The organism is Psychrobacillus sp. FSL H8-0483 (assembly GCF_038637725.1).
Classification (GTDB): domain Bacteria; phylum Bacillota; class Bacilli; order Bacillales_A; family Planococcaceae; genus Psychrobacillus.
Map to the genome: position 1 here is coordinate 2825109 of NZ_CP152052.1, position 14274 is coordinate 2839382.

Consider the following 14274-nt stretch of genomic DNA (forward strand, 5'->3'; position numbering starts at 1 on the left):
ATTTTGCGAGAGAAAATAGGTGGGGATAAACAACCTGTAAAACCCCGATTGGTTCAACTAACCATCAGTGGGGGATGAAGACCCCCCCACTGATGGAAGTTTCACTTTATCCCCTTTAACAATAGACGATGTACTTTTTCTGTTAGGTCAACTAAATTATATTTATATTCATTCATGACCCAAGTAGTTGTCGTCTCATCAATTGTACCAAAAACCATTTGTCTTGCTAAGCGAATATCTAAGTTATTTTCAAATTCTCCCTTTTCGATGCCTTCTTTTAGTATGGTTTCTAGGAAAACTAAATAGTTTTTTAAAATGGCATTTATACGTAAACGTAAAGCAAGATTTGATTGTCGCAGCTCCAATTGCGTGACAGTTGCTAAGTGATGATTGCTAGCAAGTACCTTAAAATGATTTTCAATCATCTTATATAATTTTTCTGAAGCGCTCACATCTTCTTTTATTATTTCTTGTAAATTATTAGCGAACATCTCCATTTTTTCTTCAAATACGGATATTAATATATCTTCTTTGTTTTTGAAGTATAAGTAAATCGTCCCGTCTGCTACACCAGCTTCCTTGGCAATTTTAGAAACTTGCGACTGATGATATCCATTTTCTGCAATGACGATAATCGCAGCGTCAATAATTTGCTTATACTTAGGTTTATCTTTTTTCATTGAATTCAGCCCCAAAAATAAAAATATGAATGATGATTCATTCATATTTTTATATTATATTTAATTTTCTATTATGTCAATAAACAATTAACTCTCTAATGCCACTTGTTTCAATTTTTCTTTTTCTTCTTCTATTAGGTTTCTTCTCAATATTTTACCAACTGCTGTTTTCGGCAACTCTTTTCTAAATTCATATATTCTCGGAACTTTAAAAGCTGCTAAGTTTTCACGACAAAACTTATCTAACTCCTCTTCCGTTGTAGCGACTCCATCTTTTAGTACGATATATGCTTTAACCGTTTCACCGCGATATGGATCTGGTACTCCTGCCACAACACATTCCTGAATAGCCGGATGTTCGTAAAGTACTTCTTCTACATCTCGAGGATAAATATTATACCCGCCAGCAATAATTAAATCTTTTTTACGATCGACAATAAAAAAGTAACCGCTTTCATTCATGTAACCTAAATCCCCTGTTAAAAACCATCCATCTCGCATCGTCATTTCTGTATCTTCCGGACGGTTCCAATAGCCTTTCATAACTTGTGGACCTCTTACTGCAATTTCTCCAATTTCACCAGGTGGAAGAGGGGTTGTAGATTCTACTCCTAAAATAACCGATTCTGTATCCGGCCAAGGAATGCCTACAGAACCTTTTACGCGTTGATCGCTATAAATTAAATTTGCATGAGTTACAGGTGAAGTTTCTGTTAGCCCATAACCTTCTACTAATTTACCACCAGTAACTTTTTCAAATTTATCTTGAATTTCTACCGGTAAAGCTGCTGAACCACTTAAACAAGCAACAATAGAAGACAAATCATATTTTTGAACATCCGGATGGTTTAGAATACCAATGTATATAGTAGGCGCCCCTGGAAACAAGGTTGGCTTTTGCTTATCAATTGTTTTAAGCGCTGTTTCTACATCGAACTTTGGTAATAATATCATTCTATTTCCTAACAGAACAGAAAGTATTAAAACTGCAGTCATCCCATACACATGGAAGAATGGTAAAATCCCTAAAATACTTTCTTCGCCTTCTTTACATTTGTACAGCCATGCGTTGCACATGGACGCATTAGATATTAAGTTTTTGTGGGTTAGCATAACACCTTTCGGAAATCCTGTCGTTCCACCAGTATATTGTAACAGTGCAATATCTTCTTCAAAATCAAAAGGCATTTCGATTGGACTTGGTTTCGCAACCTTCATTATTTCAGTGAATAAATGATTCATTCCTCGATGTTCTACCTTCACACTAAATCCATATTGTTTCTTTTGAATGAAGGGATAAACGAGGCTCTTCGGAAACGGTAAATAATCTTTAATACCTGTTAGTATAATATTTTCTAAATCTGTGTCTTTGATTACTTTTGAAATTCGAGGAAACAAAATATCTAATGCTAAAATTACTTTAGCTCCTGAGTCTTTCATTTGATACGATATTTCTCGTTCTGTATAAAGTGGGTTTGTTTGTACTACAATTGCCCCTGCAAATAAAGCTCCGTAATAGCCTATTACCCCTTGCGGACAATTTGGTAACATGATTGCCACTCTGTCCCCTTTTTGAATACCTAACGACTTCAAATAATTAGCAAATTTCAACGACGATTCATATAGCTCTTTGTATGATACATCTCTTCCCAAAAAATGAATGGCTACTTTCAGTGGAAATTTCTTGTATGCTCGCGTTAAATATTCGTGAACTGGAATAGATTCATAGTTAAGCGTATGCGATATTTCCGGTGGATAATGTGCCAGCCATGGTTTTTCAGTCAACTTATTGCCCCCTTTTATTTTTAATAATAAGAATATTAATATTTTTATTATAGATAAAAATGAATGACAATTCAATTCTTTACATAAAAAAGAGACTGCTTGAATTCGCTTATTCATTTACATGAGTGGAAGCGTTACTAACAGTCTCTGAATGAGTTGATAACTCATTCTATTAATTCATTACAACATATATTATTCCGATGGCAACAAAAAGTATGCCTACAGCAATTAAAATTTTCGACAATTTCTCCATCTAGATCGCTCCTAATCAAATACAAAAAACATTTTTGCTGAATTAAGTTAAATACTTGCACCAATAACAAATGATAAGCCAACGGAAATAATAAGAGAAATTAATCCAACGGAACGATTATCATTTTCTATTTCTTTATCAACATTAAAAGTCGGTGTTAGAAATTCAAATAACCAGTATGCCACTATTAACAGGGAGAATCCAAATAGTCCCCAGCCAATCATTTCAAATAATGAATTATGCTGTTCAATTGAATAGCTGAAAATATTACAAACACCAAAGATTTTTCCTCCAGTTGCCAAAGCAACTGCAATATTCCCGTTTTTGATTTCTTGCCAGTTTTTATATTTCGTCACAATCTCAAATAAAACCATTGATACTACTAAACATAAAATGACTACACTAAAATAACCAGCAGACTCCACTAGTGGGTTTGACCAAAAACTAGATAGTAGCAACATAATAACCCCTTTTACACTTTTCTTTCTATACGGTTTGACCGATAAAAGGTTTCATTTATTTTATTATTTGGCTATGATAAACGATCCTGTTGTTATTGACGAAAATCCGCTCGCTTTCCGCGAATTTTCGTCAATAATTTATGCTTCTAAAAAACGACAGCCTAATATAACAGAGGCTATTATTTTAATTCAACAACCGTTACACCATGTCCACCTTCTCCTGCTTCACCAAAACGGTAGCTTTTGACACGAGAATGATTTTTTAAGTACTGTTGAATCGCCTGTCTTAAAACACCTGTCCCTTTTCCATGAATAATGGAAATACGCGGGTAATTTGAAAGAATGGCATCGTCTAGATATTTTTCTGTTCGAATTATGGCATCCTCATATCGCTCTCCACGAAGATCAAGCTCGAGTTTCACATGTGAATCTCTACCACGAACAGCATTGACAGAAACAGTTTGTTTTTGTTTTTCCGGCTTTATATATTCTAAATCAGACTCATCGAGTTTCATTTTTAACATACCAATTTGAACTGACCATTCAGAATTAGAAAGTTTATCTAATAATGTTCCTCTTTGACCAAAACTTAGAACCTTCACTTCATCTCCGGATTTCAGTTCTTTACCAAGTTCGTTGAGTTTCTTTTGCTTTTTAAGAACTGGATTGTTCGGAAGTGCCTCTTCTAAACGTTTTTTAGCATCAATTAGTTCATGCTCTTTTACGAGTTTATGGGTATTCGCTTGCATTTTTCGCAGCTCAATAATAATTTCATCTGCTTCACGACGTGCATCGTCTACAATTTTTCGCGCTTTATCTTTTGCTTTTTGCTCTAATTTCTCTTTTTTCTCATCGAGCTCAGCTAATCTTTTTTCTAAATCTTCTTGTATTTGTTTGGCTTCTTCTAATCTTACTTCTGTTTCTTCCGCATCTTTTTCGGCTTGTCTACGACTATCTTCTAATGAAGCAATCATGGAATTCACTTCTCCGCGGTCGGTTCCAGTAAATGTTTGTGCTTGCGAAATAATATGACCCGGAAGACCAAGGCGCTCGGAGATTTCAAAAGCATTACTACGCCCAGGGACACCTATTAGTAATTTATAAGTAGGACTTAACGTTTCAATATCAAATTCTACACTTGCGTTTGCCACTCCAGGACGATTATATCCATATGCTTTAAGCTCAGGATAATGTGTTGTAGCCATCACCCGCGCGCCTGTTCCGTGCACTGCATCTAAAATAGAAATTGCAAGAGCTGCTCCTTCTTGAGGATCTGTTCCAGCTCCAAGCTCATCAAATAATATCAATGATTTTTCATCATATTTCTTCAAAATATCCACAATATTGACCATGTGTGATGAAAATGTACTTAGACTTTGCTCGATGGATTGCTCATCTCCGATATCTGCAAATACTGATTCAAATAATGCCACTTCTGAACCGTCTAATGCAGGTATAGGAATCCCACTTTGCGCCATCAATGTACATAGTCCAACTGTTTTAAGCGTCACGGTTTTACCACCTGTATTAGGTCCTGTAATGACGATTGCCGTAATATCTTTTCCAAATTCAATCGTATTTGTCACTGCATGATCAACCGAAATGAGTGGATGTCTTGCTTTAACTAAACGGATATATCCACTATTATTAATTTTAGGCATCGTACACTTTTCAGCTTGTCCATATTTTGCTTTCGCCAAAATGACATCAATTTCCCCTAGAATATTGACTAATAGGAATATTTCATGTCCTACTACTTCTACTTCTGCCGTTAATCTAATTAAAATACGGTCAATCTCTTCTTGTTCTTTTATTTTTAAACCGCGAATATCGTTATTTATTTGCACAACTGCAGATGGTTCAATAAATAGAGTTTGCCCAGAAGAAGACTGATCGTGAATTATCCCACCATAATGGCTTCGATATTCAGATTTTACCGGAATAACATATCGGTCATTTCGAATGGTAATAATCGAATCGGAAAGCATTTTAGATGCATTTGCACCTCGCGTATAGCTTTCTAATTTTTCGCGAACTCGACTAACTTGGATTCGTAATTGCTGGCGAATTGAACGCAATGTACTGCTCGCACTGTCTAAAACAGAACCATTTTCATCGATGCAATCATTTATTTCATGCTCTAGTGCAGTTAATATTGGCATTGCGTCTTTTTTCTCAATAAAATGAGGGATTGCTACATCCTCTGATTCTGCTACATTTTCTAAAAATAGACGGAGAATTTTACTTGCTCGAATGGTACTAGCTGTTTCCATTAATTCGACGGGACTTAGCATACCACCAATTTGTGCGCGTTTTGCATGAGGACGAATATCTGTAATCCCGCCCATTGGTACATTTCCTCTTAGTCGAAGAACCGATAATCCTTCATCCATTTCTTCTAAAAGCTTTGCCACTTCTGCAAAATCGACAGATGGTACAAGTTTATCTATATGACTTTTTCCGATGGAAGAAGTACAGTATTTCGAAACTTCTTCTCGTATTTTAAAATATTCTAATGTTTTCAGTGCTCTTTCAGCTATCACTAAGGCACCTCCTATTTATTTCTTTATGAATTGCTTAAATTTTTCTAATGACCATGTGTTCACGACATTATCTTTGTGAAGCCACGCTTTTTGTGCATATCGGACACCAATGTCCATGTATTTTAATTGATTGATATGGTGTGCATCTGTATTAATTGCAATTGGTACACCTTTTTCTTGTGCTATCTTTAAATAATCAGTTTGTAAATCCAAACGGTACGGATTGGCATTTAACTCTAAAATTTTTCCATATTCCTTTGCCCACTCAATGAGTGTAGGGACATCTGGATTATAGCCATTACGCTGTTCAATAATTCTACCTGTTGGATGCGCAATCATATGCACATATGGATTTTTGACTGCATTTAATAGTCGCTCCATAATCTTTTCTTGTGGCTGACTAAAACTGGAATGGATCGAAGCAATTACAAAATCTAATTGCTTTAATAATTCATCATCAAAATCAAGCGAACCATCCGGAAGAATGTCCATTTCTGTTCCTGCAAAAATTTCGATATTTGTATACTTGGCGTTTAATGCTCGAATCGTTTCGATTTGGTTTAATAATCGCTCTTTTGAGAGACCATTCGCAACTTTTAAATAGTCTGAGTGATCTGTAATGACGATATGGGAATACCCTTTTGCTAAACAAGCTTCCACCATTTCTTCTATCGAGTGTGCCCCATCAGACCATGTGGAATGCATATGAAAATCACCTTGAATATCATCTAACGCAACGAGGAATGGCAATTGATCGAGCTTTGTAAATTCCGAACCATCTTCTCGAACAGTAGGAGGAATAAAAGGCAAGTCAAAATAAGCGTAGAAATTCTGCTCAGACTCAAAATGCTCCACTGTTCCATCCTCAAGCTCTACACCATATTCACTAATTTTCTTTCCTTGGTCTTTTGCAATTTGTCTCATTTTAATATTATGATCTTTTGAACCCGTAAAATGGTTTAGCGCAGAAGCAAATTGATGTAATTCCACTAGTCTAAAGTCTACATCTACTTCGTTTTCTACGTCCAATGTAACCGATACTTTCGTATCCCCAGCTGCTATTACCTTTAACACGGGAAGCTTTTTTAATAGTTCTTCTCGAACTTCTTGAGGAGAGCTAGTAGCAATAATAAAGTCGATGTCTTTGCTGGCCTCTTTTACTCTTCGATAAGAGCCTGCTACCGAAAATTTTGCTATCAAAGGAATAGCAGTTAATGTATTTTCTATTAATTCCACGATTGGTTCTAGCTGCCAAACTGCAGTTCGTTCCGGTTTTGATTGAAAGTTTGCTAACTCTGCTAGTATTTTCTCTTCTGTTTTTGCAGCAAATCCTGCAAGTACTTGTACTTTACCTTCCTCACAAGCTACCCTTAAGGTATCAATGGAATCTATTTGTAATTCTTTATATAACTTGGCGATTTTCTTGCCACCAAGTCCAGGTATTTTTAACATCGGAAGTAATCCACTAGGCACGGTATTTTGTAGTTCCTTTAATAAAGAGGATTCCCCAGTTGTCATTAAATCTTCTATAACTGCACCCGTGGCAGCCCCTATACCTTTTAAGGAGGAGATATTGTCCATTTCTGAAAGGCTTCGTGCATCTAATTCTAATACTTGCGCCGCTTTACGAAAAGCAGACACTTTAAAAGGATTTTCACCTTGTAGTTCCATATATAAAGCAATTTTTTCTAATGTTTTAATAATCGTCTTTTTATCCATCACTAGGACTCCTTTCATTCAAAAAAACTTCCCTCTACTGAGAGAAGTTTTTATTAGAGACGCTGAAATATTTTACTGTTGTTTTTAGTGTACAATTTGCGGTAGAATCATTGTTCACAGATTATCTGAGCAAAGTTACTGAAGTTACTTTTCTATATAAATAAACCACCATTTTTTTACTAGTTCTGATAATATCGGCGTATGTTCAAGCATCCATCCTGTTAAAACGGAGTTAGCTATTAGATTCTGTATCAAATCAATTGGTAAAAGGGCCAATACGTATAGTAGAACAAACATAATAAAATAAAACTCGATAAATCCTAAAATGGCCCCCGCAATATTGCTAACAAAACCTAGTATTGGCAAATACTTTAAAAAATCAAACATCGACGCGAGTAATTGTAGTGCAAATTTAACCGCAATAAAAATAATGGCAAACGCAATAATTCGATAAAAAGTTTGATCAAGATCTAAGCTGTCCACTGCAATTGTTAACTTTGAACCAGTAGTTATTGCTGGAAACGGAATCCATAACACAAATTTCTCTGCAAGTGGTTTATAATATGTGTAAGCCACTATAAGTGCGATTATAAAACCAGTCATATGAATAAGTTGGACAATTAGTCCTCGCCTTGCACCAGTTATAAAACCAGCTACAAGTAATATAAGTATTATTATATCTATCATTTTTTCAGTCCTTTAACCTTTTCAATTCTTCTTCTAAAAACTCTAGTTGTTCTTTTATTTTTATATAATCATGCACTGCATTTACAGCAGTAAGCACTGAAAGCTTCGCAATATCTAGTTGACCATTATGAGAATGAATCTCTCTCATCTTATCATCCACCATGGAGGCTACAAGTCTCATATGACCCGAAGATTCGGAACCTACTATTTTATAATTCTGTCCATATATATCAACAGAAATTCGTGTTTTTTGTTGTTCTGACAAAGACGTACCCTCCCCCAGAAATTCCTATTTATAATAATACACGAAATAGATTACGATGTGAAGAAAGGAACAAACGAATGGCAAATGAAGTCCTAGTTTTACAACCACATGAAATAGAAAAAGTAAAAGCTCACTATCTAAAATACAAAGTAGAAAGATCAGCACCAGGTGTCGTGTTTGCAGCAAAAATCGTAGATACAGCAGTTACTGTCTATAAATCTGGCAAAGTCATGTTTCAAGGTAATGGAGCAGCACGTGAAGCTTCTCTTTGGGGAACTACCAGCAAATCAGTAGAAAAAGTAAATAGTGGCACGACAAAAGGTGATACATTACCACCAAGTTTCACCTCTCTATCGGTCGTTGGTTCAGATGAGACAGGAACAGGAGATTACTTCGGACCAATAACAGTTGCTGCATGTTTTGTAAGGGCAGATCAAATTGAACTCATTAAAGAGCTTGGAGTGAAAGATTCCAAAATGCTAACAGATGAGGTTATGCGTAAAATGGCCCCGGATTTAATGGCCACTTTAACCCATAGCGTTCTTGTTTTAAAAAATGAAAAATATAATACTATACAGGGACGAGGTTGGTCCCAAGGAAAAATAAAAGCACTGATGCACAACCAAGCACTTAAGCATGTGTTGAGTAAAATGGCCCCTGAAAAACCTGCGCATATTTTAATTGATCAGTTCGCTGAACGAGGCATTTATTATAATCATATTAAAGCCGAAAAAGAAATCATACGTGAAAATGTACTGTTCTCTACAAAGGCAGAACAGTTGCACGTTTCTGTTGCCGCTGCTTCCATTATTGCAAGATATGCATTCTTAAAAGAAATGGACCGTCTAAGCGAATTGGCAAATACAACCATCCCAAAAGGTGCCAGTGCAAAAGTGGATGAAATCGCAGCAAGTATATATTTGAAGCATGGAGAAGCATTTTTAAAGTCCATTACAAAATGGCATTTTGCGAATACACAAAAAGCAATGAAGCTTGCAAATAAAAGAAAATTTTAGTATACGGAGGGACTACATGGAAATCGTTTATGAAACAGAGCGTTTGTATTTATGTGTGTTTGAGGACGCCCATTTAGAGTCATCTAAACAATTTTGGGGAGATGAAGAAGTGATGACACTATGCGCTGGACCTGCTTCCCATGAAGTATTGCATAAAGTTATCGAAGGATATCGCAAATGTCATAATGTCCATGGTTTATCCGTTTACGCTGTAAAAGAAAAAGAAACCAATGAAATTATTGGAGCGGCTGGATTTAATACATCTGGTTCATTAATTGAAGTAGAATTAATTTATCATTTTAGTAAAAATTCTTGGGGAAAAGGTTACGCAACGGAAGCTGCAAATGCTTGCTTGGAAGTAGCTAAAAACCATGGGGATGTACAACTAGTGACAGCCTCAGCGAGCCCAGAAAATGAAGGCTCTTTAAAGATTTTGGAAAAGGTTGGTTTTAGATTTAAAGAGATGAGATACTTTGATGATACGGAGCAAGAAGAGCCATACTTTGAATACGTAATATAATGTAAAAAATTGAGATAGACTGTGGAATTAGCGTACCGTATACGCTTATCTACAGTCTTTATTTTTCGTATAATTCCATTTTTATAATTCTAAATATTCTAATTTTATATTAATAAAAATGTTAAACTGTAGTATAATAAGGTATAAAAATGTAGGCGTTAAGGAGGAGGATAACATGGAACTCGTTCTTAAACAAAAACAAGAACTAGGTTTTGTCATGACTTTTCAATTAAGACAGGCAATTGAATTATTACAATATTCCACTTACGATCTTTATCAATACATAAAAGAACAAGAGTTAGAAAACCCATTAATAGAATTGGTAGAACGCACAAATAATTTTATAGATTCGGAAAAATGGAAAGGTAAAACTATATCAACCAGTTCATCTCAGCAACTTATTGACTTTGTAAAAAGTAATGACATTGGAATGAGACATAAATTATATGAACAAGCTAAGTTTCTTTTTAGAAATAAACAAAATCAACAACTTCTTAAGTATCTCATCAACAATTTAGATGATAATGGCTATTTACGTTTAAAGGAAAACGAACTTTTTGATGAAACTACTATTGAAAAAGGGATTCATCTTCTGCAACAGATTGGACCTATTGGAATAGGCGCAAGAAGTTTGAAGGAATGTTTGCTCTTGCAAATAACATACGAATATCCGGAAAAAAAATTAGCGAAAACCCTAATCGAAAATCATTTAGATCTATTAGCGAATAGAAAATGGAACGATATCGCACGTTGTATGAGGATTTCATTAGCAAGTGTAAAAGAAACGTATGATTTCATTCAAACACTTAATCCAAACCCATGCTCTGATATTTCTGATTTTTCAGTAGAATATTTAAATCCAGATATCATTGTTGAATACAAGGATGGAAATCTTGTCTATTACTTAAATGAAAGTTATTTACCAGAAATTCATTTTAACAACCAGTACTCGAATCTACTTAACTTAGAAGATGAAACGTCCAAATATATTAGCAATCAATTCACTAGCTACAAATGGTTATTAAACAGTATAGAGCAACGTCGTATTACTATCTTGAAGATAGTCGAAGTACTTCTGAAAAAACAAGAAAAGTTTTTTATAGAAGGAGTTCGCTCAATAAAGCCTTTAACATTAAAAGAAGTAGCCACTGAAATTGAAATGCATGAGTCAACCGTTAGTAGAGCAACTATGAACAAAGTTATCCAGACCCCTCGAGGCTCGATTGACATTCGGAAGTTATTTACATCCAAATTAGAAACGATAGACGGAAATTCCATTTCACAAACGGAAGTTAAAGACCTTTTAGAAAAAATTATTAAGAAAGAAAACAAATGTAAACCTTTATCAGATCAAAAAATAGCAGATTATTTTAACACTGAAAAAGGGGTTACCATTTCTAGAAGAACTATTAGTAAATACCGAGAAGAACTTAATATTCCTTCTTCCAATCTACGTAAAGAAATAGATCTTTAGGGTTTAGAGTTTCTATTCAAAAGAAAAAGAGGTTTCGGGTGCACTTCAATTTTCACCCATAACCTCTTTTTCTAATGGTATACATTACTTTTATTTGACTATTAACTAAACTTAAGTGAGTCTTGGTTCTTATTGCAGATACTATTTTAAATCGTCTGCCCGTAAGATATATTGTGCCAGCTCTTCCATTTGATCTGAAATAGCTCGGTCCCCATCTAAAGGAGGGCAAATTCCTCGAACGATGTCTAAATATTTTCTGGTAGCCGGTGCTAATTGGTTTTCTGCTTTTTCTAAATAGATAGCTTGTGATGCACAGATCAGTTCAATTGCTATCACTCGAGCACTGTTATGAATAATTTCTCGCGCTTGGCGGGATCCGATTGTCCCCATACTTACATGATCTTCTTGATTAGCTGAAGTCGGAATAGAATCGACACTTGCTGGGTGTGCAAGTACTTTATTCTCCGAAACAAGAGCAGCTGCTGCATATTGAGCAACCATTAACCCGCATTCTAAGCCCGGATCCATGGCTAAGAATGGCGACAAACCGCTTAGTTGCGGATTAACAAGTCGTTCCGTTCTTCGTTCTGAGATATTCGCCCACTCTGCTGCACCAACTTTCAAGAAATCCATTGCAAGAGCAATCGGCTGACCGTGGAAATGCCCACCTGAGATGATTTCTCCATTTTCCAGAATTACCGGATTATCCGTCGCTGAATTTATTTCAACTTTCAGTCTATCTTCTACATAGTTAAATGCTTGCCAAGACGCACCGTGCACTTGAGGAATGCATCTAATCGAATAAGCATCTTGCATTCGAACTTCCCCTTGATGCGTAATTCGTTTACTTCCTTCTAACCAATTTCTCATTCGTGATGCAACGAATTCCAACTCAGGATGAGGACGGACAGCTAACAATTCACTATCGAATGCAGATATAATTCCTTGCAGCGCTTCCATCGTTAAACAAGCAGCCATATCCGCAGCCAATCCTACACGCTCTGCTTCATTTAAGGCTACAACTCCTACACCTGTCATTGCCTGCGTACCATTTATCAAAGCAAGTCCTTCTTTTGCTTCCAATGAAACAGGTTTTAATCCAGCGCGTTTAAGTGCTTCCCCACCCGAAAGAACTTCTCCTTCATATTCCGCTTTTCCTTCACCTATCAATACGATTGCAATGTGAGATAAAGGTGCCAAATCTCCACTCGCACCCACAGATCCTTTACAAGGGACAACTGGATGAACCCCTTTATTAATCATGTCAATTAACAATAAAAGTGTATCTTCTTTAATTCCAGAAAACCCTTTCGCAAGTGCATTGGCGCGGAGAATCATCATTGCTCTGATCACAGGCTTTGGCAATGGCTCCCCGACACCCACAGCATCTGCACGTAATAAATTCAATTGTAATTTAGCAATGTCTTCCTTCTCAATTTCGATATCGCTTAATTTTCCAAACCCTGTATTAACCCCATATATTACTTTTCCATCAATAAGTTGTTTTTCGATTCTCTCGCGACTAGCACGAACTCGTAGTAAATCTGCTTGCGGAATGATCACTTTTGCATTTCCAAAAACAACCATTTCTATCTTGTGTCTATCTAATGTAAGACCATCCAATTCAACTATTTTTTGACTTTCCATGTAAGTCCACTCCCCGTGTCTTTTGCTATTTTGTTCGTATACTATTATTTTTGTTTATGACTCACATACCATTGTTCAATCAATTCAGCTGTTAATCTACCTGTATTTATTAAGTTTTCCACACTTATGCACTCTCTAAATGAATGGATATTTTGAAATCCATTTCCGAGGGTAATACAAGTCAATCCATTATCATTTAGCACATTTGTATCTGCTCCACCTAATGTTTTTGTTAGATAAGATTTTACATTAATGTTGCTTGCCGCTTTTTCAACGGTTACCGATAGAATATGATCTTTAGGAATATCAAATCCACTGTATTTCTTTTCAATTCGTACAGTTAATTTCCCACCACTATTCGTAACTACCTCTTGCATCGCTTCCTCCATGTGCTTCAGTTGAAGTTCTAATTTATCTTTGGAAAAGCTTCGGACCTCTCCCGCTACCGTTACACTACCTGGAATAATAGATGTCAATTCTCCACCGTTAATAATACCTATATTAGCTAGCGTTTCTTCATCAATTGTACCAAGATTCATTTTCAGCAATCCCTTTGCAGCAATGAGAAATGCACTATTCCCTTCTTCCGCATTCAATGCAATATGTGCTGCGCTTCCTTCAACCTCCATCCATATACGACTGCTGTATGGCCCTTTTAAGATGATTTGCCCTACGTCACCACTGCTATCGAAAATATAACCAGCTTTGCTTTTGACCTTGCTATAGTCCATATATGTTGCTCCTACAAGGCCAGGCTGTTCGTTCACTGTTAAAATAAATTCAATCGGACCATGTGGAGCGCCACTTTCAATAATCGCCCGAATCCCTTCTAAATACGCAGCCAATGCAGCACGATCATCAGCACCTAATATAGTTGTGCCATCTGAATAAATAACATCATCTTTAATTACCGGTTTCAATCCTTCTGTCGGAAGTACTGTATCCATGTGTGTAGAGAAAAATAACGGAGGTATAGATGAATCTGTTCCTTCATGCCAGGCAATCAAGTTCCCTACTTCACCGTCAAAGTGCTTATATGCTTCATCAAAGTCTAGTGTAAATCCCAGTTCAGGTAATGCGTTTATTAAATAATCGGCTACCAGTTGTTCCTTCGTGCTTGGTCCGTTAATTTTTGCAAGCTCTAGAAATAAACCTAGCAATCGTTCCTCATTTACTTGTTTAGCAGCAGAGACAATTTGTTTATTAGTCATTGAAAGTCCTCCA

General features: G+C 36.0%; 12 protein-coding genes. 3 read left to right on the forward strand and 9 right to left on the reverse strand.

Annotated elements, in window-relative coordinates; genetic code table 11:
- Window positions 1-101: 101 nt before the first annotated feature.
- The 7 genes from MHB48_RS13550 to zapA form a co-directional block, all read right to left on the reverse strand.
- Complete coding sequence (locus tag MHB48_RS13550; protein WP_342598553.1) at window positions 102-680, reverse strand: TetR/AcrR family transcriptional regulator; 579 nt, start codon at window positions 678-680, stop codon at window positions 102-104.
- Window positions 681-767: 87 nt separating this feature from the next.
- On the reverse strand, window positions 768-2465 hold the full coding sequence (locus tag MHB48_RS13555) for an AMP-binding protein (RefSeq protein WP_342598554.1): 1698 nt from the start codon (window positions 2463-2465) through the stop codon (window positions 768-770).
- 300 nt (window positions 2466-2765) lie between these two features.
- The gene (locus MHB48_RS13560) at window positions 2766-3176 is read right to left on the reverse strand and encodes a DUF350 domain-containing protein (RefSeq protein WP_342601385.1); all 411 of its coding nucleotides are present in this window, start codon (window positions 3174-3176) and stop codon (window positions 2766-2768) included.
- 182 nt (window positions 3177-3358) lie between these two features.
- Window positions 3359-5722, reverse strand: a complete 2364-nt coding sequence (locus MHB48_RS13565) for an endonuclease MutS2 (protein ID WP_342598555.1) — start codon at window positions 5720-5722, stop codon at window positions 3359-3361.
- A 15-nt stretch (window positions 5723-5737) separates the two neighbouring features.
- Window positions 5738-7441 carry a DNA polymerase/3'-5' exonuclease PolX gene (gene polX, locus MHB48_RS13570; protein ID WP_342598556.1) on the reverse strand — a complete coding sequence of 568 codons (1704 nt, stop codon included), beginning with the start codon at window positions 7439-7441 and terminating at the stop codon, window positions 5738-5740.
- A 144-nt stretch (window positions 7442-7585) separates the two neighbouring features.
- On the reverse strand, window positions 7586-8128 hold the full coding sequence (locus MHB48_RS13575; protein WP_342598557.1) for a CvpA family protein: 543 nt from the start codon (window positions 8126-8128) through the stop codon (window positions 7586-7588).
- Window positions 8129-8132: 4 nt separating this feature from the next.
- Window positions 8133-8393, reverse strand: coding sequence for a cell division protein ZapA (zapA, locus tag MHB48_RS13580; protein WP_340922220.1), 261 nt, complete (start codon window positions 8391-8393; stop codon window positions 8133-8135).
- 77 nt (window positions 8394-8470) lie between these two features.
- On the opposite strand from zapA, the gene rnhC reads away from it, so the two are divergent.
- The 3 genes from rnhC (at window position 8471) to rpoN (ending at window position 11403) form a co-directional block, all read left to right on the forward strand.
- Window positions 8471-9409, forward strand: coding sequence for a ribonuclease HIII (gene rnhC / locus MHB48_RS13585; RefSeq protein ID WP_342598558.1), 939 nt, complete (start codon window positions 8471-8473; stop codon window positions 9407-9409).
- A gap of 16 nt (window positions 9410-9425) precedes the next feature.
- Window positions 9426-9929: a GNAT family N-acetyltransferase gene (locus tag MHB48_RS13590; protein WP_342598559.1), complete on the forward strand. Its 504-nt coding sequence runs from the start codon at window positions 9426-9428 to the stop codon at window positions 9927-9929.
- A gap of 175 nt (window positions 9930-10104) precedes the next feature.
- Complete coding sequence (gene rpoN / locus MHB48_RS13595) at window positions 10105-11403, forward strand: RNA polymerase factor sigma-54 (protein WP_342598560.1); 1299 nt, start codon at window positions 10105-10107, stop codon at window positions 11401-11403.
- 141 nt (window positions 11404-11544) lie between these two features.
- On the opposite strand, the gene hutH is transcribed toward rpoN, so the two are convergent.
- Both hutH and MHB48_RS13605 read right to left on the reverse strand, forming a co-directional pair.
- On the reverse strand, window positions 11545-13050 hold the full coding sequence (hutH, locus tag MHB48_RS13600; RefSeq protein WP_342598561.1) for a histidine ammonia-lyase: 1506 nt from the start codon (window positions 13048-13050) through the stop codon (window positions 11545-11547).
- A gap of 44 nt (window positions 13051-13094) precedes the next feature.
- Window positions 13095-14261, reverse strand: a complete 1167-nt coding sequence (locus MHB48_RS13605; RefSeq protein WP_342598562.1) for a M20/M25/M40 family metallo-hydrolase — start codon at window positions 14259-14261, stop codon at window positions 13095-13097.
- Window positions 14262-14274: the final 13 nt, after the last annotated feature.

Bases quoted from the DNA above. Each gene is read 5' to 3' on its own strand.
- MHB48_RS13605 (WP_342598562.1), bottom strand. From the start codon at position 14,261: ATGACTAATAAACAAATTGTCTCTGCTGCTAAACAAGTAAATGAGGAA.
- MHB48_RS13575 (WP_342598557.1), bottom strand. From the start codon at position 8,128: ATGATAGATATAATAATACTTATATTACTTGTAGCTGGTTTTATAACT.
- MHB48_RS13550 (WP_342598553.1), bottom strand. From the start codon at position 680: ATGAAAAAAGATAAACCTAAGTATAAGCAAATTATTGACGCTGCGATT.
- rpoN (WP_342598560.1), top strand. From the start codon at position 10,105: ATGGAACTCGTTCTTAAACAAAAACAAGAACTAGGTTTTGTCATGACT.
- rnhC (WP_342598558.1), top strand. From the start codon at position 8,471: ATGGCAAATGAAGTCCTAGTTTTACAACCACATGAAATAGAAAAAGTA.
- polX (WP_342598556.1), bottom strand. From the start codon at position 7,441: ATGGATAAAAAGACGATTATTAAAACATTAGAAAAAATTGCTTTATAT.
- hutH (WP_342598561.1), bottom strand. From the start codon at position 13,050: ATGGAAAGTCAAAAAATAGTTGAATTGGATGGTCTTACATTAGATAGA.
- MHB48_RS13590 (WP_342598559.1), top strand. From the start codon at position 9,426: ATGGAAATCGTTTATGAAACAGAGCGTTTGTATTTATGTGTGTTTGAG.